The sequence below is a fragment of the Streptacidiphilus sp. PAMC 29251 genome, assembly GCF_054208735.2.
Genome location: NZ_CM135725.2, coordinates 7361085 through 7383607, shown reverse-complemented (window position 1 = coordinate 7383607; position 22523 = coordinate 7361085). Strand labels below are relative to the sequence as shown.

The 22523-nt window shown below is 73.1% G+C and carries 19 protein-coding genes; 7 read left to right on the top strand and 12 right to left on the bottom strand.

Translation table 11 applies throughout. The features are described from left to right. Positions 1-49 precede the first annotated feature (49 nt). The 6 genes from ACXKR8_RS35010 to ACXKR8_RS34985 all read left to right on the top strand — a co-directional run bounded on the left by ACXKR8_RS35010 (position 50) and on the right by ACXKR8_RS34985 (position 6650). Positions 50-1246 carry an ROK family transcriptional regulator gene (locus tag ACXKR8_RS35010; protein ID WP_458268571.1) on the top strand — a complete coding sequence of 399 codons (1197 nt, stop codon included), beginning with the start codon at positions 50-52 and terminating at the stop codon, positions 1244-1246. Positions 1247-1582: 336 nt separating this feature from the next. Continuing rightward, entirely contained in the window at positions 1583-2923 is a 1341-nt protein-coding gene (locus ACXKR8_RS35005) for an LLM class flavin-dependent oxidoreductase (RefSeq protein ID WP_458268570.1), read from the top strand. Positions 2924-2956: 33 nt separating this feature from the next. Then, positions 2957-3982: an ABC transporter substrate-binding protein gene (locus tag ACXKR8_RS35000; protein WP_458268569.1), complete on the top strand. Its 1026-nt coding sequence runs from the start codon at positions 2957-2959 to the stop codon at positions 3980-3982. 27 nt (positions 3983-4009) lie between these two features. Next, complete coding sequence (locus tag ACXKR8_RS34995) at positions 4010-4957, top strand: TauD/TfdA dioxygenase family protein (RefSeq protein WP_458268568.1); 948 nt, start codon at positions 4010-4012, stop codon at positions 4955-4957. 29 nt (positions 4958-4986) lie between these two features. Beyond that, positions 4987-5850 (top strand): ABC transporter permease, encoded by an 864-nt coding sequence (locus tag ACXKR8_RS34990; protein ID WP_458268567.1) that lies wholly within the window; start codon positions 4987-4989, stop codon positions 5848-5850. A 2-nt stretch (positions 5851-5852) separates the two neighbouring features. After that, positions 5853-6650, top strand: a complete 798-nt coding sequence (locus ACXKR8_RS34985) for an ABC transporter ATP-binding protein (RefSeq protein ID WP_458268566.1) — start codon at positions 5853-5855, stop codon at positions 6648-6650. A 102-nt stretch (positions 6651-6752) separates the two neighbouring features. Here the strand turns inward: ACXKR8_RS34985 and ACXKR8_RS34980 are convergent, their stop codons facing one another. From ACXKR8_RS34980 to ACXKR8_RS34950, 7 genes are all read right to left on the bottom strand, one after another. After that, positions 6753-7496: an ABC transporter ATP-binding protein gene (locus tag ACXKR8_RS34980; RefSeq protein WP_458268565.1), complete on the bottom strand. Its 744-nt coding sequence runs from the start codon at positions 7494-7496 to the stop codon at positions 6753-6755. Continuing rightward, the gene (locus tag ACXKR8_RS34975; protein WP_458268564.1) at positions 7493-8581 is read right to left on the bottom strand and encodes an ABC transporter ATP-binding protein; all 1089 of its coding nucleotides are present in this window, start codon (positions 8579-8581) and stop codon (positions 7493-7495) included. Before ACXKR8_RS34975 ends, ACXKR8_RS34980 begins: the two co-directional genes overlap by 4 nt. Positions 8582-8681: 100 nt before the next feature. After that, positions 8682-11525 (bottom strand): hypothetical protein, encoded by a 2844-nt coding sequence (locus ACXKR8_RS34970; RefSeq protein WP_458268563.1) that lies wholly within the window; start codon positions 11523-11525, stop codon positions 8682-8684. Further along, entirely contained in the window at positions 11522-14953 is a 3432-nt protein-coding gene (locus tag ACXKR8_RS34965) for an FtsX-like permease family protein (RefSeq protein WP_458268562.1), read from the bottom strand. The genes ACXKR8_RS34970 and ACXKR8_RS34965 overlap by 4 nt, the downstream gene beginning before the upstream one ends. A 228-nt stretch (positions 14954-15181) precedes the next feature. Continuing rightward, positions 15182-15970 carry a DUF3710 domain-containing protein gene (locus ACXKR8_RS34960; RefSeq protein WP_458268561.1) on the bottom strand — a complete coding sequence of 263 codons (789 nt, stop codon included), beginning with the start codon at positions 15968-15970 and terminating at the stop codon, positions 15182-15184. A gap of 2 nt (positions 15971-15972) precedes the next feature. Beyond that, complete coding sequence (dut, locus tag ACXKR8_RS34955; protein WP_458268560.1) at positions 15973-16488, bottom strand: dUTP diphosphatase; 516 nt, start codon at positions 16486-16488, stop codon at positions 15973-15975. Further along, positions 16488-17078, bottom strand: a complete 591-nt coding sequence (locus ACXKR8_RS34950; protein ID WP_458268559.1) for a PaaI family thioesterase — start codon at positions 17076-17078, stop codon at positions 16488-16490. The genes dut and ACXKR8_RS34950 overlap by 1 nt, the downstream gene beginning before the upstream one ends. 88 nt (positions 17079-17166) lie before the next feature. Here ACXKR8_RS34950 and ACXKR8_RS34945 point away from each other — a divergent pair, with 88 nt between their 5' ends. Continuing rightward, positions 17167-17625, top strand: coding sequence for a DUF3093 domain-containing protein (locus ACXKR8_RS34945; RefSeq protein ID WP_458268558.1), 459 nt, complete (start codon positions 17167-17169; stop codon positions 17623-17625). 21 nt (positions 17626-17646) lie between these two features. Here ACXKR8_RS34945 and ACXKR8_RS34940 read toward each other — a convergent pair whose 3' ends face one another. The 5 genes from ACXKR8_RS34940 to ACXKR8_RS34920 all read right to left on the bottom strand — a co-directional run bounded on the left by ACXKR8_RS34940 (position 17647) and on the right by ACXKR8_RS34920 (position 22403). Beyond that, positions 17647-18573 (bottom strand): hypothetical protein, encoded by a 927-nt coding sequence (locus tag ACXKR8_RS34940; RefSeq protein WP_458268557.1) that lies wholly within the window; start codon positions 18571-18573, stop codon positions 17647-17649. A 25-nt stretch (positions 18574-18598) separates the two neighbouring features. Beyond that, positions 18599-18898 (bottom strand): DUF4193 domain-containing protein, encoded by a 300-nt coding sequence (locus ACXKR8_RS34935; protein WP_458268556.1) that lies wholly within the window; start codon positions 18896-18898, stop codon positions 18599-18601. A 452-nt stretch (positions 18899-19350) separates the two neighbouring features. Then, the gene (locus tag ACXKR8_RS34930; protein ID WP_458268555.1) at positions 19351-20334 is read right to left on the bottom strand and encodes an acyl-ACP desaturase; all 984 of its coding nucleotides are present in this window, start codon (positions 20332-20334) and stop codon (positions 19351-19353) included. 190 nt (positions 20335-20524) lie between these two features. Continuing rightward, entirely contained in the window at positions 20525-21745 is a 1221-nt protein-coding gene (locus tag ACXKR8_RS34925) for a sensor histidine kinase (RefSeq protein WP_458268554.1), read from the bottom strand. Between the two features lie 4 nt (positions 21746-21749). Continuing rightward, positions 21750-22403, bottom strand: a complete 654-nt coding sequence (locus ACXKR8_RS34920; protein ID WP_458268553.1) for a response regulator transcription factor — start codon at positions 22401-22403, stop codon at positions 21750-21752. Positions 22404-22523: the final 120 nt, after the last annotated feature.

Here is a 22523-nt window from a genome sequence, read left to right as displayed (position 1 = left end):
CCCGGCAGCCGGTAACCGCTCCGCACCCCGTCGACCGAGGACACCACTGATGCCGCTCGCGCTCATCGCCACACCCGCGCCACCGCCCGTGCCGGAGCAGCCGGACGGGGCCGCCGCCGTGCTCCGCGCCGCCCTGCGCGGGGGTCCGCTGGCCCGTACCGCGATCAGTCGGGAGACCGGGCTGAGCCCGGCGGCGGTCTCCCGGCACGCCGCCGACCTGCTGGCCCTCGGCCTGGTCTACGAGCCGCAGGACCCCCCGTCCGCGCCCCGGCCGGGACGGCCCCGGATCCCGCTGGACATCGACACCGCGCACCACCTCGCCGCCGGGGTGCACATCGCGATCCCGCAGCTGACCTACTCGCTCACCGACCTGCGCGGCCGGGTGGTCGCCCAGGAGCAGGCGCCCCGGCGGCGGACCTCGGCGGCGGTGCTCCAGGACATCGCGGCGCAGCTGCCCGGCTTCCTGCGCCGGCACGCCGGGGGACGCTCGGTGCTCGGCCTCGGCGTGGTCACCGGCGGCTGGGTGGACCCGGAGTCGGGGGTCCTGATCGAGAACACCGCGCTGGGCTGGCGCGACGTCCCGCTGCGGCAGACCCTGCGGTCCGCGACCCGGCTGCCGATCCATGTGGACAGCCACGCCCGGGCGCTGGCCCAGGCCGAGCTGCTGTTCGGCGCGGGCCGGGACGCCGATCTGGTGCACCTCTTCGTCGGCAATGTGGTGGACGCGGCCATCGCGGCCGGCGGCACCCTGCTCCGGGGGCGGCGCAACGGCGCGGGCGGGATCGCGCACCTTCCGGTGCCGGGCTCCAGCACGCCCTGCCCCTGCGGCGGGACCGGCTGCCTCCAGGCCACCGTCTCCGACCGCACCATGGTCGAGCGCGCGGTCGCCGCGGGCATCGTGCCGCGCCCCGAGCTGGGCCTGCTGATCGCGGCGGCGGTGCAGGGCGACGAGCGCGCCCTGGAGCTGTGCCGGACCCGGCTGCGGCTGATCGCACCGGCGGTGGCGCAGCTGCTGGACATGATCAGCCCGGACGTCCTGGTGCTGACCGAGGCGGTCACCCTCTATCTGCCGGAGCTGCTGGCCGTGCTGCACGAGGAGGTGGCCGCCCGGACCCGGCAGCCGGTGGAGCAGCTGGTGCGGGCCAGCTCCTTCGGCCCCAGGGCGCTCGCGGTCGCGGCCGGGGCGCCGGTGCTGGCCGCGGTGCACCGCAATCCGATGGCCTTGCGGACCGCCCGGTCGGCATGACCCGGCGGGGCGGGGGCGGAGCGGGGGCGGAGTTACTTCCACCGCGTCAGAAACCGTTGTCGGCGGCTCCGGCAGGCAGCAGACTCGACCTATGGACGCACAGCGGAGGGCGACGATCCGGGGGGCCGCAGGCCGGCACCCCGTGAATGTCTTCCGCCTGCACCACTTCGCCGGTCTGGGCTGTTAGTCCCCTCCCGACCGCACCCCGCTTCCCGCTTTCTGCCGTCCCCGTGGCCACCGCCGGGTCTTGACGGTTCGTCAGCACGCAACACCCTCACCCGAACCGAGCACCGCGCACGCCGCTGCGCGCTGCCCTACGTCCCGGAGTGCTTCCGCATGTCTCTGTCTACGCGCAGGCAACTGCACCTCAATCTGTTCCTGATGGGCGTGGGCCACCACGAGGCCGCCTGGCGCCACCCCCGCACCGACCCGGCGAACCTCTCCTCGCTGGCCCACTTCCAGCGGCTCGCCGCCACCGCCGAGGCGGCCGGCTTCGACTCGGTGTTCCTCGCGGACGGGGTCGAGGGTCCCGACCCGGCCCGGGCCAACACCTGGATCGGGCACTTCGAGCCGTTCACCCTGCTGTCCGCGCTGGCGGTGAGCACCGAGCGGATCGGGCTGATCGGCACCGTCTCCACCGGCTTCACCGAGCCCTACAACCTGGCCCGGCAGTTCGCCTCGCTGGACCACCTGAGCAACGGCCGGGCCGGCTGGAACATCGTCACCTCGGCCGGCGACCGGGCCGCCCGGAACTTCAACCGCAGCGCCAACCAGGAGCACGCGGTCCGCTACCAGCGGGCCACCGAGTACCTGGAGGTGGTGCGGGCGCTCTGGGACAGTTGGGAGGACGACGCGCTGCTGCTGGACCGGGAGCTCGGCCGGCTCACCGACCCGGCCAAGCTGCACGAGATCGACCACAGCGGCGAGCACTTCCAGGTGCTCGGCCCGCTGAACATCCCGCGCGGCCCGCAGGGGCACCCGCTGCTGGTCCAGGCCGGCAGCTCGCAGGACGGCCGGGGCTTCGCCGCCGCCAACGCCGAGGCGGTGTTCACCGCCCAGCAGACGCTGGAGGAGGGCCAGGAGTTCTACGGCGACCTCAGGCGGCGGGCCGCCGCGCTCGGCCGCGACCCGGAGGGGATCGTCGTGCTGCCCGGCATCGTGCCGGTGCTGGGCTCCACCGAGGCCGAGGCCAAGGCGCTGGACCAGGAGCTGGACGACCTGATCGACCCGGCCCGGGCGATCGGCACGCTGTCGGTGGTGCTCGGAGTGGACCTCAGCGACCATCCGCTGGACGCCCCGCTGCCGCCGCTGCCCCCGCTGACCGAGATCAACGGGGCCAAGAGCCGCTTCACCCTGATCCGCGACCTGGCCGAGCGGGACGGACTGACGCTGCGTCAACTCGTGGGCAGGCTCGGCGGCGGACGCGGGCACCAGGTCCTGGCCGGGACCCCGGAGCAGGTCGCCGACCACATCGAGCACTGGTTCACCCACGGCGCGGCCGACGGCTTCAACATCATGCCGCCGATCCTGCCCGAGGGCCTGGACCTGTTCGCCGAGCACGTCGTCCCGCTGCTGCGGCAGCGCGGCCTGTTCCGGCAGGAGTACACCGGCCGCACCCTGCGCGAGCACTACGGGTTGGCCCGCCCCGCCAACCGCTACGCCTCCGTCTCCATCTGATTCAGCCCGAACCGACCTGAGGAAACCCCAGCCATGCGTACCAGAGCTCTTCGCGTCCTCGTCCTGCCCGCCCTCGCGGCACTGATCCTCCCGTTCGCCACCGCCTGCGGCGGCAGTGCCTCCGCGAGCACGGACGGCGGATCCAAGTCCGGAGAGGTCACCCTGCACATCGGTGACCAGGGGAAGCAGGTGCAGACCCTGCTGCAGACCTCGGGCGAGCTGGACAACCTCCCCTACAAGGTGGTGTTCGACCAGTTCAACAGCGGTCCGCTGGTGAACCAGGCGCTGTCGGCCGGGGCCGTGGACTTCGGCGTCATGGGCGACACCCCCGCGATCTTCGCCGCGGCGGCCGGCCTTCCCATCGATGTGGTGGCCGCCAGCCACACCGTCGGCCCCGGCTACACCCTGCTGACGAAGGCGGGTTCGAACATCCACACCCTCGCCGACATCAAGGGCCACAAGGTCGCCTACTCCAAGGGCACCGCCAACCAGGGCTTCCTGATCCAGGCCCTGGCCACGGTGAACCTCAAGCAGCAGGACGTCACCCCGGTCGACGTGCCGCTGCAGAACGTCGGCAGCGTGCTGGAGTCGGGCACGGTGGACGCCGCCACCGTGGCCGCCCAGGACCTGGTCCACTACACCACCGCCCACCCGGACGCGGTGAAGCTGATCAACGGCTCGCAGGTGTCCTCCGGCTACGCCTTCTACCTGGCCAGCCGCAAGGCGCTGGCGAACAGCGGGCAGCGGACCGCCCTCAAGGACCTGGTCGGACGCATCATCAAGGCCACCAGCTGGGCCCGCTCGCACCCGGACCAGTGGATCGACGCGTACTACGTCAAGGTCAACAAGCAGACCCCGGCGGTCGGGAAGCTGGTCTACCAGAACTCGGGCGAGACCAAGTTCGCACCGCTGGACCAGACCGTCATCGGCGCCCAGCAGCGGCAGGCCGACCTGTTCCTGGCCAACGGCCAGGTCCCCGCGAAGGTCGACGTCACCGGCGAGTTCCCGTCCGACGTCACCCAGGAGTTCAGCGCACTCGTCGCAGCCAACCAGCAGTAAGGCCAATCAGCAGCAAGGGGAAGAACCATGACTCTGACCGTCCGCCAGGTCGCCGGCCACATCGGCGCCGACATCAACGGGGTCGACCTCGCCCAGCCGCTCGCCGAGAGCGACGTCCAGCAGATCAGGGAGGCGCTGCACCGGCACAAGGTGGTGTTCTTCCGGGGCCAGGAGCTCGACCACTCCTCGCAGATCGCCTTCGCCCGGCAGTTCGGCGAGCTGACCTACGCCCACCCGCACGACGACACCCCGCCGGAGGACCACCCGGAGATCTTCACCATCGACCCGGCCCGCTTCGAGGAGCGCTACGGCAAGGGCTTCCGCGAGGAGTACCGCAAGCGCCAGTACAGCTACTTCGACGGCTGGCACACCGATGTGACGGCGGCGGTGAACCCGCCGGCCGGGTCGATCCTGCGGGCCGAGCGGGTGCCGGAGGTCGGCGGCGACACCACCTGGACCAACCTGGTCGCGGCCTACCAGGGCCTGTCCGCCCCGGTCCGCGCCTTCGTGGACACGCTGCGGGCCGAGCACCGCTACGGCGGCAGCGGCCGGGTGTCCGGCGACAGCGAGTACGCCAAGCGGATCAACAGCAACCTGCTGGTGTCGATCCACCCGGTGGTCCGGGTGCACCCGGAGACCGGCGAGCGGGCGCTGTTCGTCAACCCCGGCTTCACCAGCCACCTGGTCGACGTCACCCCCAGCGAGAGCAAGCGGATCCTGGACCTGCTCTACGCCGAGATCACCCGCCCCGAGTACACCGTGCGCTTCCGCTGGGAGGCCGGGCACGTGGCCTTCTGGGACAACCGCGCCACCGCCCACCTGGCCCCGCGCGACCTGGAGCACCTGGACGTGGAGCGCAGGCTGCACCGGGTCACCCTGATCGGCGACCTGCCGGTCGGCCCGGACGGGCGCAGCTCCGAACTCGTCGAGGGCAGGCCCTTCACCGCCGACCACCGCGTCGCGGCCACCGTCTGAGCCTTCCGCCGACGACCGAGAGGACCATCATGGCGACCACCGTCGCAGCACCACCGGCAACGACCCCGGCCCCCGACTCCGCGGGGTTGATCGACGCCGCCACGCTGAGCCGTCCGCACCGGACCTGGGTGCCGCTGCCCCGATGGCTGCGGCGGCTGGCCGGCCCCGCCCTGTTCGTCGCGCTCTGGCAGCTGCTGGGCGCACTGGGGCAGATCAATCCGCGCATTCTGGCGACGCCCAGTCAGGTCGCGGTAGCAGCATGGCAGTTGACCAAGGACGGCGAGCTGGGCAGCAATCTGCTGGCCTCGCTGCAGCGGGTCGCGGTCGGCCTGCTGATCGGCGTCAGCCTGGGCGTGCTGCTGGCCGTGCTGGCCGGGCTGTTCCGGCTGGGCGAGGAACTGATCGACTCCACCATGCAGGTGGTGCGGGCACTGCCGGTGCTCGGGCTGCTGCCGCTGGTGATCATCTGGTTCGGGGTGGGTGAAGAGCCGAAGATCGCCCTGGTGGCCTTCGCCGCCGCCTGCCCGGTCTACATCAACACCTACGCCGGCATCCGCGGGGTGGACAACCGGCTGGTCGAGGCCGGACGGGTGCTCGGCCTCGGCCGGTTCGGGCTGGTCCGGAACGTGATCCTGCCCGGCGCCGTGCCCGGGTTCCTGGTCGGTCTGCGGTTCGCGCTGACCAGCGCCTGGCTGGTGATCATCATCGCCGAGCAGCTCAACGCGACCAGCGGCATCGGCTATCTGATGAACCAGGCCCAGGCCTGGTACCGCACCGACATCATCGTCCTCGGGCTGCTGATCTACGGGCTGCTGGGGCTGCTCGCCGATTCGCTCGTCCGCCTGCTGGAGCGTCGCCTGCTGGTCTGGCGCCGCGGATTCAACGGAGCCTGAGAATGACCACCGTCACCGCCTCGACCGTCACCGCATCCACCGCCACGGCATCGACCGCGTCCGCACCGACCGCTCCGGCACTGGCCGCTTCAGCACTGGCCGTCAGCGCCACCGATGTGCACCGCTCCTTCGACGGCCGCGAGGTGCTGGCCGGCGTCGACCTGACCCTGCACCAGGGCGAGTTCCTGGCCCTGCTGGGGCGCAGCGGCTCCGGCAAGAGCACCCTGCTGCGCGCCATGGCCGGGCTCGACCCGGACTTCACCGGCCGGCTGCTGGTGCCCGAGCGGCGCTCGGTGGTGTTCCAGGACCACCGGCTGCAGCCCTGGAAGCGGGTGCTGGACAACGTGGTGCTCGGGCTGCCGCGGGCCGGGGCCAAGGAGGCCGGGCTCACCGCGCTGGAGGAGGTGGGCCTGACCGAGCACGCCAGGGCCTGGCCGATCACCCTCTCCGGCGGCGAGTCCCAGCGCGCCGCCCTGGCCAGGGCGCTGGTGCGGGATCCGCAACTGCTGCTGCTGGACGAGCCCTTCGGCGCGCTGGACGCGCTGACCAGGCTGCGGATGCACGCCCTGCTCCGGGAGCTGTGCCGGAAGCACCGTCCGGCGGTGCTGCTGGTGACGCACGACGTGGACGAGGCCATCGCGCTCGCCGACCGGATCGTGGTGCTGACGGACGGGCAGCTCGGCCCGTCCCGCGAGGTGCTGCTGCCGGAGCCGAGGGCGCGCACCGGGGCGGGCTTCGCGGAGCTGCGGACGGAACTGCTCACGGAGCTGGGCGTCATCGAGGAGGCGGAGGCCGTCTGAGAGCACTGCTCCGCGGGTGGAGCGGTGCTCTCAGCGCAGAGCAGTGCTCACGATGCAGTGCAGTGCACTGCTCACGGAGCAGAGCACTGCTCCGCGACGGGATCAGTGCTCTTTGACGATGTGGCCGTCCCGCAGGTCGAGCACCCGGTCGGCCAGCTCCATCAGCGCCGGGTCGTGCGTGGCGACGAGCGCGGTGACGCCCTCGCTGCGCACGACCGCGCGCAGCAGCTGCATGATCGCGCGACCGGTGTCGGAGTCCAGCTGGCCGGTCGGCTCGTCGGCGATGATCAGGGCCGGCTGGTTGGCCAGCGCCCGGGCGATGGCCACCCGCTGCTGCTGGCCGCCGGAGAGCTCGCCCGGCCGCTGGTTGGCGTGGTCGCCGAGACCGACCAGCCCCAGCAGCTCCCGCACCCGCTCCTCGCGCTCGCGCGGCGGGGTGCGCTTCAGCCGCATCGGCACGCCGATGTTCTCGGCGGCGGTGAGGATCGGGATCAGCCCGAAGGACTGGAACACAAAGCCGATCCGGTCCCGGCGCAGCGCCAGCAGGCCGTCCTCGGCCAGTTCCTCGCCGTCGGAGTCGGCCAGGGTGCGGCCGTCCACCACGATCCGGCCCGAGCTGGGCCGGTCCAGGCCGCCGACCAGGTTGAGCAGGGTCGTCTTGCCGGACCCCGAGCGCCCCTTGAGCGCGGTGAGCTCCCCCCGCCGCGCGGTGAAGGACACCCCGCGCAGGGCGTGCACGGCGGTGGAGCCGCTGCCGAAGGTCTTCCGCAGGTCCTCGACCTCCACCATCGGCGCTCCGGACTCGGCCACGGTGGTGCCGCCCTGCGGCGCGGTGCTGCTGGTCATCGCTCCCCCTCGATCTCTTCGGTCTCGATCTCTACGCTGCCGGTGCCAGTGTCGCTGCCGTTGCCGCTGCCGGTGCCGCTATCAGCCCCGCTGCCGCTACTGCTGCCTGCGTCCGCGTCGGCCCTGGCCTGCTGGGCCGCCGCGTCCGGCCATACTCCGATGTGGTCGGCCTCCAGCGCCAGCCTCACCCGCTTGCGCATGTGCAGCCGCTCGGTGAACTCGGACGGCAGCTGCAGCCGCCCGTTGCGGTCCAGCACCGCGTACTCCTCCGCCGTCAGCTCCTCCACCCCGTCGTGCCCGGTGGTGACGCTGCGCAGCACCTCGGTGGAGGTGCGGCCGTTGCGGATCCGGACGGTGCGCTGGACCTGTTCGGAGACCAGCGCGTCATGGGTGACCACGACCACGGTGACGCCCAGGTCCTCATTGGCCCGGCGCAGCGCGGCGAAGATCTCCTCGCTGGTGGCGGTGTCCAGCTCCCCGGTCGGCTCGTCCGCGAAGAGCACCCGGGGCTCGTTGGCGTTGGCCACCGCGATGGCGACCCGCTGCTGCTCGCCGCCGGATATCTCGCCGGGGCCGCGGTCCCGGCAGTGGGCGACGCCGAGCAGGTCGAGCAGTTCCTCGGCCCGGGCCCGGCGCCGGTCCCGCTTCACCCCGGTGTAGGTCATCGGCAGCATCACGTTCTCGGCGGCCGTCAGATAGGGAAGCAGATTGCGTGCGGTCTGCTGCCAGACGAAGCCCACGGTGCTGCGCCGGTAGGCCAGCCGGTCCCGGCGCTTCATTCCGAGCAGGTCGTGCCCGGCGACCTCGGCGGAACCCGCGGTGGGGACGTCCTGCCCGGACAGGATGCCGAGCAGGGTGGACTTGCCGGAGCCCGAGGCGCCGATCACGGCGACCATCTCGCCCTTGGCCACGGCCAGGTCGAGGCCCTGCAGGGCCTGCACCTCGACCCCCTCGGTCTGGTAGATCCTGACCAGGTTCTCGCAGACGATCAGGCCCTCCTCCCGGTCCGGGACGCTGGCCGCGGCGGCGCGACGGCGCAGCTCGGCGAGGTCGGGCGCCTCGGCGTCGAGGTTGTTGACGGTCACGGTGTTCCCCCTGAGCTGGCAGCGTCTGTGGGCGAAGCGTCTGCGCGGGCCAATTCTGTCGTGCGATTGCCGGAATCGGTATGGCCTTTGCCCATCCTGATCACACCTCCCCCAGCCGGAGCACCGCGCCCAGCCGCCGCGACCGGGCCACCGAACTCTCCACCAGCGCCGCCCCGAGGACCAGCAGGGCCAGCGCGGCTCCCAGCGCCAGGGTGAGCGGGTAGTCGGTGTGCAGGGCCGGCCCGGTCGGCCCGCCGGTGAACTGACGGAGATTCAGCAACGGTCCCAGCAGCCGTGGTTCGAGTACCCCGACGAGTGTTCCGCCGACCGCGGCCGCGACCGCCATCGGCAGCAGCTGCACCACCTGCAGCACGGTGGTGGACCGGCTGCCGAGACCCAGCGTGCGCAGATAGGAACTGGTCCGGCCGCGCTCGCGGGAGGTCAGCACCAGTTCCAGGGCGACCGCGAGCAGGCCGAACAGCAGCGCCAGCAGCGTGCAGCCGGTGTAGCTGAGGTCCACCAGCCGGGCCAGGCCGTCCCCGCGCAACTGCGCCAGCCGGTCCGCGCGCACCCGCACCTCGGCGAGCGGGCCCAGCGCGTCGGCGGCCAGGGCGGCCGCCGCCCGGGGATCGGCGCCGGTCCTGGCGTAGACCAGCAGCGCGGTGCTGCCGCTCGGCTGGCCGGGGAGGACCGGGTCCGCGGCGGTGGAGGCGATCATGATCCGGGTGCCGTCCGGCAGTGCGCCGACGATCGGCCCGAGCGCCGGGTCGCTGAGCGCGGCGGCGTCCAGGACGCCCACCGGACGCGGGTGCAGCTTGCGGTCGCCGGGCGGCAGCGAGGCGTCGACGGTGAGGGTCAGCGACGCGTGCGCGCCCTGGGCGTACAGCTCCGGGTCGGTCAGCACCGGGATCCGCAGATCGAGCGGCCCGGTGCGCACCGGTGCGCCGCCGCCCGCGGAGAGCACGGAGAGGGCGCGGACCAGCGGCGATCCCGGCTCGACGGCGGCCAGCCGGGCCGGGTCGACCGTGATCAGCTCGCCGTCGGCGAGCACCTCGCCCTCGTCGTCGTCGACCAGGCGGACGCCTCGGCCGTACTCCGCCAGCACGGCCCCGACCGGGCTGCCGCCCGTGGTCCGGACCGGTGCCGGCGTCACATTGCCGGTCTGCAGCACGACCGCGTCACCCCCGGTCGCCCAGGCCGCGCCGACCACCGATCCGTCCTGCACCGAGCGCGTGACCAGGCCGCCGAACACCGCCGTGCCCAGGGTGATCACCAGGACGAACAGGGCCAGACTGGTCGACGGCGCGTCCTGGGCCGCCCGGCGCAGGCCGACGAAGGCGACGGTCCCGCCGCCGCGCCGGGCCTGGACCGCCGGCAGCCGCAGCACCAGCGGATAGACCCGGACCAGCAGCAGCACCGCGACCAGCGCGATCAGCACCGGCGCCAGGCTGAGCTGGACGTCCACCCCGGTGCCGGCGCCGGTGCCGCGGGCCCGCAGGGCGACCGTCGCGGCCACCGCCAGCAGCACCGCGGTCGACTCCGCCACCACCCGCCGGCCCCGGCCCCGGCCCCGCCGGTCGCGGCGCGACTCGCGGCCGCCGGCCGGCTCCCGCACCGCCTGCCAGCTGAGCAGCGGGACCAGCAGCACCGCCACTCCGGCGCCGACCAGGGCGATCAGCGGCTGCGGGGCCCCGCTGGTGCCGCCGGGGGCGAGCCGGAGCCCCAGCAGCCAGCCCAGGGCCGCCGCCACGAGCAGCGCCGGGGTGGTGATCGCGGTCCGCAGCAGGACCAGACCGGTGGTGGACGCCCCGCGCGAGCGCTGCAGGGCGAGGTGGCCGCCACGGCGGCGCAGCAGCAGCCGCACCGCGACCACCGTGGTCGCCAGCGCGACGGCGAGCAGCGAGGCGACGGCGAACGAGGCCAGCTCGCGGGTCTGCCCGTCCTCGGCGGTGAAGGCTCCGACCAGCGGGGTGAAGGAGTCGGTGACGCCGTAGGGGCCGGAGCGCACGGTGCCCATGGTGCACAGCGGCTGGCCCCGGGGGTCGACAGTGGCGCACATCCGGGCGGCCAGGGCGAGCGGGAGCGCGCGCAGGGCGTCGACCGCACCGGCCGCCCGGTGCACCGCGTCGTGCCCGAGGCCGACCCCGAACTCCCAGGTGACGGTGGGCAACGGGATGCCGTCGGCTTTGAGGACGGCCGGGGCGTCGGCTCCGATCAGCCCCTGGAACGAGACCTCGTTGCCCGCGGCCCTGGTTCCGTCCGGATACGACACCGGCTGGTCGAGCTGGGGCTGGTCCCGCCAGAAGCCGTCGTCGGGGTCGATCGGCCGGAAGATCCCGGACACGGTGAAGTCGGCGTAGACCACCGGCTGCAGGAGCACCAGGACATGGATGTGCTCGCCCACCTTGAGCCCGGTGAGCGTGGCCGCGGCCTGCGAGAGGCCGATGCCCGGGAAGGCTCCGGCCGGGGTCCGGGCGGCCGGCGCGCCGCCGGAGACATAGCGCAGGTGCGCCGCGGCGTCGCTGACATGACGCGGCACCAGCGAGGTGGAGACGATGTGGTTGATCCGGGTAACCGGCGTGACCACTTTCGTCAGCGGGTAGTCGACCTCGGTGCGGACCAGGTCCAGCGACGATCCCGCGGGCAGCGCCGCCGTCCGGGCGATGCGCTGCTCGGCCGGGGCGGTCTGCTGGAGCAGCGGGCCGGCCTGGGCCTCCTGGAAGGGGTCGTCGAAGCGGTTCACCTTCGTGGAGACCGTCACCGCAGGGCCGGCCTGGGCGGCCGTGGCGACGCGCTGACGCAGGGCCTGGTCCTCCCGGCCGGCCAGGGCCACCGGACCGACCGCGGCGATCCCGGCGATCACCGCCACCACCACCGCCAGGCAGGCCAGCAGCGGCAGATCCCCTCTGGCCTCACGCCGCACCAGGCGGAACCAGCCGGTCATGCGTCCTCCCCGGCCCGCAGGGTCCGGACCAGGTCCACCCGGGCGAGCAGCCGGGAGAGGGTCATCACCACCAGGCAGATCGCCCCGGCGGCGGCCAGCGCGGTCAGCGCCACCCAGGCCCAGGGCACGTCGATCCGGAGCGCCGGGAACGGCGGGTTCCCCGAGTCGTCCAGGGTCACCAGCGGCAGGATGACGGCGGCCAGGCCGACCCCCAGAAGCGTGCCGGGCAGCACCGCGAACAGGGTGACCCCGATCTGCTCCAGCCAGAGCAGCGCGGCCGGTCCCCTGCCGCGCAGGCCCATGGCCCGGAGCAGGGCGAACTCCCGGCGGCGCTCCCGGGTGGTGATCACCGCGTGCACGGTGAAGCCGATCACCGCGAAGGCCGGAGCGAGCAGTCGGCACAGTTCCAGCACCGCCCGCATTCCGCCGCGGAACGGATCCGCCCGCTGCCGTGCGGCGACCTGGGCCGTGGTGACGGCGGCGCCCAACTCGGGATCCCTGGCGACGGCCGCCGCGGTGGCGGCGGGGTCGCTGCTGCTGAGCCACCAGCCGCCGGGGCGGCCGCCCTTGATGCCGAGCGGCAGCTCGTAGGCGGCCAGGGCCCGCTGGTCGACCAGCAGGCGGTCGCCGATCCGGCCGACGCCGGGGACGGCCCGGACGGTCCCGACGATCGTCGCGTCGATGCTCTGGTCCTGGCCGCTGTCGTCCAGGCCGACCAGGAGCTGCAGCTGGTCGCCGACCGCGGCACCGGTGTCGGCGACGAAGTCGTCGCCGGCGAGCACCGGGACCGGTGCCGGGCGGTTGACGAACCCCGGCGGGCCCGCGGACAGGTCGACCTCGCCGCCCTGGGAGGTCCGTCCGGGCTCGCCGCTGGCGACCACGACCTGCAGCAGCGGCGCTCCGGCGACGGTGCCGCCGGTCAGACCGCACACCGCGGAGCCGGCCAGCTGGTCCGGCCCCCTGGCCGTGCCGCAGTCCAGGGCGGTGATCTGCCGCTGGCTCAGGTTCGGGTCGGGGGTGGCTGTGCGGTCGATCCACCCGGTGCCGGCCGGCAGCGAGCCGGTCCAGCCGTCGCCGCCGATCCGGAACACCGTCAGCGACATCCTAACCGAGGGTTCCTGACCGACCGGCAGCAGCGAGAGTCCGACCACCCGCAGCGGATAGGCGCTGCGGGCGCTTCCCGGCAGGGCCAGGCTCAGGGTCTGCCGGGTGCCGTCCGCCCGGCCGATCCGACCACTGACCGTGTCGGTCTGCCCGTCCGCGTCCATCACGGTGACGTTCAGCAGCGGCGGGGAGACCCGGCCGCCGGCGACCGAGGCGGTCAGCGCGAGATCGAGGTCCAGCCGCGCCGGACGGCCCGGCAACGGCATCCCGTCGGACGGCCTCCCCTGGGCGAGGGCGGCCACGGCGGCGGCGAAGCCGGGCCCGGCCAGGTCCCGGCGCAGCGCCGGCAGCGGTGGGGCGGCCCGGCCGGGCGCGGTCGCGGTGGTGTCGATGCCGACCAGCCCGACCGGCACCCCGGCCTGGCCGACCGAGGCCTCGGTCACGGTCACCTGGTTCACCCCGGTCACCCCGGGCAGCGCCTGGAGCCGGTCGCGCAGCGACTGCACCGGGTAGCCGAGCACCCCGGGCGTCGGGCTGACCGCGACGTCGGCGCCGACGGTGAACTGCGCCTGGTCCTCGGCCAGCGTGCTCAGGCAGGCCAGCGCGGTGGTGGCGAGCGCGCCCACGGTCACCGCGAGGCAGATCAGCACCACCGGGCCGGCCTGGCGGTTGGCACGCCGGCTGATCTGCCAGCCCGCGAGCGGCAGCAGCAGTCCGGTCCGGCGCCGGCCGAAGCCGTCCAGGAGGTGCGAGACCAGCGGCAGCAGCCGGAGCAGCAGGACCGAGGCGGCCCCGACCGCGACCACCGGGACCAGCACCAGCACCGGGTCCACCGTCCCGTCGGCGGTCAGCGTGGAGTGGTAGTGCCGCAGCTGCAGGTAGCCGAGCAGGGCGACGGCGAGCAGCGCCAGGTCGGCCCCGAACCGCTGCGCCGCGGCCGCCCGGGCTCCGCGCGCCCGGAACCTGGCGCCGGGGTCGCGCCCGGTCACCGTCCGCAGCACCGGCAGCAGCGTGGCGAGTCCGTGCACCAGGACGGTCAGCAGCACCGCGCCCCAGGCGGCGGCGCCCAGGGTGCTGCCGGGCACAGGACCGCCGACGAGTCCGGCCAGGTGCAGCCCCCGCAGCAGGGGACGGGCCAGGAAGGGCGCGGCCGCGGCGGTCGGCGGCACGATCGCGGCCCACTCGGCGCCGGCCGCGCGCAGCAGCCGCCAGGACCCGGCCCCCCGGGTCTGCTGGAGCAGCAGCTCCGCCTGCCGGTGCGCCGCGAGTTGACGGGCCGTCAGCACCAGGGTGGTGAGCGCCAGCACGGCCAGCAGCGCGGTCGGCAGATAGAGCGCGGACCTGGCCACGGCAGCGGTCCCGGCCAGTTGGTCCAGCAGGCCGGGCAGCAGGGAGGCGGTGCTGACCTGCGCCAGGGCCGGCTCGGCCCCGTGGAACACCGAGTGGCCGGTGTCACCGCCGACGAGGACGGCGACCCGGTCGCCCAGCCCGGGAAGGCTGTCCGCGCGAAGCCGGGAGAAGTCGGGGACGGCGTTCCAGAGGGCGCCGATCTGCTGGTTGAAAGCCCCGTTGCCGGCCAGCTGAGCGGGGGCGACCACCAGCAGGTTCGGGGCGTCGGTGGCGTTCCCGGCAGCCCCCGCCCAGAACCCGGGATCGGTGTCGGTCGGCCGGAACACACCGGCGATCCGCACCTCCACCCGGTGCGCGAAGGAGTCCTTCAGGGTGACCACCTGGCCGGGCCTCAGGTGCAGCGCCAGCGCCAGCCGCTGCGGGACGGCCGCGTCCACCGGCGCCCGGTCCCCGCCGCTGCCCGCGCGGACGGCGGGCAGTTGCCGGAAGGCCTCGGCGGACGGGTCGCCCGCGCCGGCCGGCCAGGCGCCGGAGAGCAGGACGCCGTGCGCCGCCGCGCCCTGCACCGCGGCCGGGTGCAGCAGCGCCTTGGCTCCGGCCCCGGCGACCGGGGAGAGCGGGGTCTGGCCGATCAGCCCCAGGTAGGTGTGCTGGGCCACCGGGCCGAAGGCGCGGTCGACGGCCGCGCGGATGTCCCGGTCCCCCACCGCCATCCCCGCCGCCGAGTAGGTCGCGCCGACCTGGACCTGGGCGTCCGGCTCGGCCGCGAGCCGGCCGACGCTGCCCGCACCCACCGCGAAACCGGCCAGCGCGGCCAGGGCCGACAGCACCGTCCCGGCCAGCAGCACGCTCAGCGCGGCGGCGGTGAGCACCAGACCGTGGTGCGCCGAGCGCCGCACCGGAAGCGGCAGCCGGTGCTCCCGTCCGCCGCCCGCGGTCCCCGACCCCGCGGTCCTGACAGCCGTCGTGGCCACCCCGCCCTCCCCCGACCCGCCCTGTACGCCCAGCCCACCTGGTCTAGACCAGAAGCGATCAGCACAGCATGGCCCGGCCCGCCCGGCAGATCAAGGAATCCGGGGAAGCTGCAGACGACCCTCCGCTTGCCGCGGGCAGAAATGCGGCAGGCCCCCGCGAACGGGGGCCTGCCGGGTGAATCAGGACCTTGCGGTCAGCGGATCTCAGTCGTCAGCCGACTTCGGAGATCAGCGAACCTCGGTGATCTCAGGGCCGCGGTCGAACGGGTTCATCGGGTCGCCGCTGAAGCGGTTCTCGGGCGGCGCCGTCTGCTGCTGCGGCATCCCGTCCGCGACCATCTGCGCGTCCTCGGGGAGCTTCAGCACGATCGGGTCGCGGGGAGCCATCGGCGTTTCGCCGCGGACCACCACGGTCTCCCTGAACACCTGCTCGAGGACCCCGGCCGACTCCGGCTGCACCGCGGCCTGGCCGGAGATCACACCGCGCAGGAACCAGCGCGGCCCGTCGCAGCCGACGAAGCGCACCACCTGCTCGCCGCGGGCGCCGTCCGGCAGCGCCACCGGGACCTGGGCCACCAGGCCCCAGCCCAGCGGGCCCTCCTCGGCCTCGACGATGCCGCCCTGCTCGGTGATACCGGAGGCGATCTCGTCCCTGACCTCGCCCCAGATGCCCTCGGACTTGGGGGCGGCGAAGGCCTGCAGCTGGATGGCACTGCTGCCGAGGACCAGGGTCGCCGCGACGATGGAGTCGCCGGCCACCTCGACCCTCAGCTCCATGCCTTCGACACCGGGCACCAGCAGGCCGCCCAGGTCCACCCGGCCCTCGGCTGCGTCCTCCACCTCGGTGGAGTCCCAGGGGCCGTCCGGACGCGGCGCGGGCGGAAGCCCCACTCGGTCGTCCTCGGCGTCGTCCTCCTCCACGGAGTCCACACCTGCGATGTCCTCGCTGTCCTCAAGGGCTTCCGAGCCCTCGAACTGGTCGACAGCGTCCTCGCTCTTGGCGCGACGACGGAACACGGTCACTGTCCTTCCCGGTCGGGTACCGAAGAGATTTCCTGCCCGGCCGCCGGAATGCTAACCGCGGCATGGCCGCCCGTCGACCCGAAGCCACCGATGGCACGCGCCGACCCCGGAAGCTCCTCCACCTCGTGGAAGCGGACCTTCTCGACCCGCTGGACGACCAGCTGGGCGATCCGGTCCCCGCGGTGGAAGACCACCCGCTCGCGCGGGTCGAGGTTGACGACGATCACCTTGATCTCACCACGGTACCCGGCATCCACCGTTCCTGGGGCATTCACCAGGGCCAGACCGCAGCGGGCGGCGAGTCCGGACCGCGGGTGGACGAACGCGGCGTAGCCGTCGGGCAGCGCGATGGCGACGCCGGTCGGCAGCACCGCCCGCTCGCCCGGCGCCAGCTCGGCGTCCACGGTGGTGCGCAGATCCGCTCCGGCGTCGCCGGGGTGGGCGTAGGAGGGAGCCGGCAGATCCGGATCCAGCCGGCGGAGCAGCACGTCAACAGGATGGTGGGCAGTCACTAGGGATTCACCTCGAAGGCACGGGCACGCTTGAAGACGTCGGGGTTCTCCATCGCTGCCCTGATGTCCTCGGGGCGGCCATGGGTGGTGAAGTGGTCCAGGGTCACCTGGACGAAGAGCGCGCGGGCCGATATCGCCAGCGGCCCGTCCGGGCCTTCGAGCCGGCCCTCGCCCTGGCAGTAGATCTTCCGCCCGGCCACCGCGTCGACCCAGGTGTGGATGAACAGGGTCGCGCCGACCGGCACCGGGCGGGCGAAGTCCGTCTCCAGCCTGGCGGTCACCGAGGCGGTGTGCAGCAGCCAGTTGAGGGTGCCCAGCGCGTCGTCCATGGCCGCCACCAGGACCCCGCCGTGGGCCAGGCCCGGGCCGCCCTGGTGCGCCGGGCCCACCGTGAACTCGGCGAACACGTCGACCCCGGAACCGGCCGTCGCGGCCAGCCGCAGGCCGTTCGGCTGCTGCGGACCGCAGCCGAAGCAGTGCTCGTAGTGCGGGTCGATCAGCGCCCCCGGCGCCGGGGCCTCGGCGTGCCGGACCGGGACGGCCGCGTCCGGCGGCGGGGTCAGCGGAGGGCGGGAGGTGTGCGTGCTCACGGACCGGACATTACAGAACTTCGCGGGGAGAGACCGAACCGGCGACCCCTGTGCACGGCCCCCGGGGCGACCCGGCGACAATGGGGCCATGTACGACGAACGCCTCACGGCTCCGCTCACCTGGTGGCTGTTCCCCGCGGGCAGCGGCATTTCCTTCGGGCTCATCTTCTACCTGTTCGGGGCGGTGCCGGGGCTGCTGGCCCTGATGGCAGGCGCCGCGGTCGGCGCCGTGCTGCTGAGCTCCTACGGCTCGGTCCGGATCCGGGTGGTGCAGGGGCTGCTGGTGGCCGGCGACGCCCGGATCCCGGTGGAGGCGCTGGGGGCCGCGCTGCCGCTGGACCGCAAGGAGGCCTTCCTCTGGCGCACCCGCAAGGCGGACGCCCGGGCGTTCATGCTGCTGCGGGCCTACATCCCGACCGCGCTCAAGGTCGAGGTGACCGACCCGAAGGACCCGACGCCCTACCTCTACCTGTCCACCCGCGACCCGCAGGGCCTGGCCGCTGCGCTGGACACGGCCAGGCAGGACGTCCTCCAGGCGGCGGGCTAACCCTCGACCGCCTTCTGAGGGCTAGCCCTCGACCGCCTTCCGCTTCGACTTCCCCTGGCCCGGGGCCGCTTCCAGCACCACCGGGGGCACCGCGGCGGCCCAGTAGCCGGGATCGGCCGGGGGACGGCTGCGCAGGTCGCGGCGGATCTCCTGGGCCAGCTTGGCGGTGTCCCTGCGGTTGACCACCGCCCCGGCCACCGCGCCCACCATCATCGGCGTCAGCGACGGCAGTTTCCGCAGCCCGCTGCGGGTCAGCCGCTTGCGCAGTTGCTGCCGCAGCTCCTTGCCCGTGCCGAGGGCCACCAGGGTGGTCGGCTTGGACAGGTCGAGCCCGCGCCGCTGCGACCAGACCGACAGGTACGCGCCGGCCCGCTGGGTCGTGCTGCCGCCGACCGGCTGGCCGTAGACCTCGTACAGCTCGGCGATCATCTTGATCTCGATGGCGGCCACCGCCAGCAGCTCACCGGCGATCTCCACCGCCATCGCGGGCGGGACCGGGAGCATGGCCGCGGCGCCGACGCCGGCGCCCACGGAGGCGGACGCCTTCACGGCGCCCGAAGTGATGTTGTCCGCGAGGTCCTCGGCGACCCGCGCGACCCGGTGTTGGGCGCGCAGCGTCTCCAGGTCGCGGACCGGGATGCGCGGGACTGCCTCCGTCAGGCGGTCCACAAGGCGCAGGGCGCCGTCCTTGGTGCTGCTGCCGACCAGGGACGCCCCCTTGGTCCAGCCGGCGCTCAGACTGCCCTTGAGAGCGCCTGCGAGCGAGGCCATCCTGCGGCCCCGCTCGCCCTGCGGGACGGACTCCGCCGGAGCGGATCCGTCCCAGACCTCCAGTTCGGCGGCGATGCGGGCCAACTCGTCCGCGGTGCCGTCGACCGGTGCTGCGTCGGCGACCGGTCGGTCGCCGTTGTTCGACTCGTCGTTGTCTCGCTGTCGGAACGGCCTCATAAGGACCTCCCTACCCCGAAACGCGTCAGGCCGCGCAGTCCCGGCAGATCGGATTGCCGTTCTTCTCACTCGACAGCTGGCTGCGGTGGTGCACCAGGAAGCAGCTCATGCAGGTGAACTCGTCGGCCTGACGGGGCAGCACCCGGACGGAGAGCTCCTCATTGCTGAGGTCCGCACCGGGCAGCTCGAGACCTTCGGCCGCTTCGAACTCGTCGACGTCGACCGAACTGGTCGACTTCTCGTTCCTACGGGCCTTCAGTTCCTCGATGCTGTCCTCGTTGAGGTCGTCATCGGTCTTGCGCGGGGTGTCGTAATCAGTAGCCATGTCGCGGGCCCCCTTCGGGTGTCTGCGGGTATCTCCAGCGCAGCTAACGCGCGGGAAGCCGGACTTGTGCCCGACCCGAGGGCGAGATTTTGCCTTACTTCAAGCCCCGTTACTCAATCGACACCCGTCCCGACCCCCAAAGGGGTGATCGTGGGCATGTTCGGGTGCGCTGACCGGGTCGGCCGTGCTGCGGCTCCTCTGACCACTTACCGTGATCATGACCATCGGAAACCTGCCGGGCGACCTCCGCCGATCCCAGCTGCCCCCAGGAAACCACATGGCCAGAGCAGATCCGGCCACACCCGCCCGCCGATAGCGCTGCGTCACCGGAGGACGGGGGGTGACACAGTGCGATCGGCTGGAAACGATCGCCGAGAGGCCTGAATTGTGATGTTAGTCACAGTTCTGAAAAGTCCCGACTTACCGGCACATAACCGGAAGCAAACTGTGGCTCAGCTGTTGGCGCGCTTCTCGGCGGCGACCGCGCGGCGGGCCAGCAGGGCCGCCCTGCGCTCGTCGAAGCGGGTCGCCTGGGCGTCCAGGCCGGCCAGGTACATCCCCAGCTCCTGCTGGGCCTGCAGGCCCTCGGCGCCGAGCCCGGAGACGTCCATCACCTTGAGGTTGCGCAGCACCGGCTGCAGCACGTCGTCGTGGTGGATCCGCAGGTTGTAGATCCCGCCGATGGCCATCTGCGCGGCGGCGCGCTCGAAGCCCGGCATCCCGTGGCCCGGCATCCGGAAGCCGGTCACCACGTCCGAGACGGCGCGCATGGCCTGGTCCGGGGCGATCTCCAGGGCGGCCTTCAGCATGTTCCGGTAGAAGACCATGTGCAGGTTCTCGTCGGTCGCGATCCGGGCCAGCATCCGGTCGCAGACCGGGTCGCCGGAGTTGTGCCCGGTGTTGCGGTGCGAGATCCGGGTGGCCAGCTCCTGGAAGGCGACATAGGCGACCGAGTGCAGCATCGAGTGGTTGTTGTCCGACTCGAAGCCCTCCGCCATGTGCGTCATCCGGGCCCGCTCCAGCGCCACCGGGTCGACCGCGCGGGTGGTCAGCAGGTAGTCCCGCATCACGATGGCGTGCCGGCCCTCCTCGGCCGTCCACTGGTGCACCCAGGTGCCCCAGGCGCCCTCGCGGCCGAACATGGTGGCGATCTCGTGGTGGTAGCTGGGGAGGTTGTCCTCGGTCAGCAGGTTGACCACCAGCGAGACCCGGCCGATGTCGGAGACCGGCGACTGGTCCACCGCCCAGGCGGTGCCGCCCATGATGCCGTCGAAGTCGCGACCCTGGCTCCACGGGACGTACTCGTGGGGCATCCACTCCTTGGCGACGCCGAGGTGGCGGTTGAGCTCGCGCTCGACGACCTCCTCCAGGGCGTGGATGAGCTGGGCGTCGCTCCACGTCGCGGAGCCGGCGGGGCGGGAGGGGGCGATGGTCACGGCATCCAACTCTCGGTACGGCATTCACCTACGCCTCCGTAGGTTACGCCACCGTAGGTTGTGAACGCGACTGCTGGCAAGGGCGGTCGTCACAGGTGAGAACCGCATAAGAAGAGGCTCTGCCGGCCCGGGGGCGGACGGCGGAGCCGGACGGGGCGCTCCGGCGCACTCTGGGCGCTCCGGGAGCCGCTCACCCGCCGGGGATGCGTACCCGCATGGTGAGGCCGCCCTCGGGCCTGGGGGACGCCTCGATGACGCCCCCGTGCGCACGGGTGACCGAGCGGACGATGGACAGGCCCAGACCGACGCCCTTGTCGCTGCGGGTCCGCTCCTTGCCCCGGCCCCGCCGGAACGGCTCGAAGATGTGCTCCAACTCATAGCCAGGGACCACCGGCCCGGTGTTGGACACCACCAGCTCGCCCGCCCCGTCCACCATGCCGACCGAGACCTCGACCGAGCCGTCCTCCGGCCGGTTGTAGCGCACCGCGTTCTGGATCAGGTTGAGCACGATCCGCTCCAGCAGCACCCCGTTGCCGCCGACCACGGCCGGCTCCAGGGTGCTGGCCAGCCGCACCCCGCGCTCGCCCGCCTCGGCCCTGGTCTGCTCCAGCGCCTGCCGGGCCACCTCGGCCAGGTCGACCGGGCGGCGGTCGGTCAGCTCGTTGTCGCTGCGGGCCAGCAGCAGCAGGCCCTCGACCAACTGCTCGCTGCGCTCATTGGTGGCCAGCAGGGTCTTCCCCAGCTGCTGCAGGTCACTGGACGTGGACGGGTCCGAGAGCTGGACCTCCAGCAGGGTGCGGTTGATCGCCAGCGGGGTGCGCAGCTCGTGCGAGGCGTTGGAGACGAAGGTGCGCTGCGACTCGAACGAGCGGTCGAGCCGCTCCAGCATCTCGTCGAAGGTGTCGGCGAGCTCCTTGAGCTCGTCGTCGGGGCCGTCCAGCTCGATCCTGCGGTGCATGTCGGAGCTGACCACCTGGCGGGCGGTCCTGGTGATCCGCCCGAGCGGGCTGAGCACCCGCCCGGCCATGGCGTAGCCGAAGGCGACGGCCAGGATCAGCAGCGCGATCAGCGCGCTTATCGACTTCAGCACCAGCGTGTGCAGCGCGTCGGTGGTGTGCTTGTGCTGATAGGTGGCGAGGTAGTTGGCGAACTGGTCGCCGGTGAGCTGCCGCCCGTCGGTGAGCTGGACCTGGACGCCGCTGCCGACGTTGATCTGCGGGACCTGGGTGGCCATGTTGAACGCCTGGTCCACCCACACGTACATCACCAGCACCAGGATCAGCCCGGCGAGCAGGAACATCCCGCCGTAGAACATGGTCAGCCGGATCCGCAGGGTCGGCCGGAACGGCAGCAGCGAGGTGTGCGGCTCATCGCCCGGCCAGGGGCGCGGGACGGGGTCGGGGGCGGCCACGGTCTCAGATCCGGTAGCCGGAGCCGGGCACGGTGATGATCACCGGCGGCTCGCCGAGCTTGCGGCGGAGCGTCATCACGGTGACCCGGACCACGTTGGTGAACGGGTCGGTGTGCTCGTCCCAGGCCTTCTCCAGCAGCTGCTCGGCCGAGACCACGCCGCCGCCGGAGCGCATCAGCACCTCCAGCACCGCGAACTCCTTGGGCGCGAGGGCGACCGGCTTGCCGTCCCGCAGCACCTCGCGGCGGCCCGGGTCCAGGCTGATGCCGGCCCGCTCCAGGACCGGCGGCAGCGGGGTGGTGGCGCGGCGGCCGAGGGCGCGCACCCGGGCGACGAGTTCGCTGAAGGCGAACGGCTTGGGGAGGTAGTCGTCCGCCCCGAGCTCCAGGCCCTCGACCCGGTCGCTGATGTCGCCCGAGGCGGTCAGCATCAGCACCCGGGTGGCCAGGCCCTCCTCGACGATCTTCCGGCACACGTCGTCGCCGTGGACCAGGGGCAGGTCGCGGTCCAGGACCACCACGTCGTAGTCGTTCACCGCCACCCGGTCCAGGGCGGCCTGACCGTCGTAGACCACGTCCACCGCCATGGCCTCACGGCGGAGGCCGGTGGCGACAGCGTCGGCGAGCAACTGCTCGTCCTCGACCACAAGTACCCGCAACGCAGTGGTCCTTTCAGGAGTACACCCGTGCGGCATCCCTCCTGGGACACCGTTCACGTGGCTCCATCCTGCCTCCTCGGCCGGTAAAGCAGCGGTAAGCAGGGCATCCGCGGGCGGCCG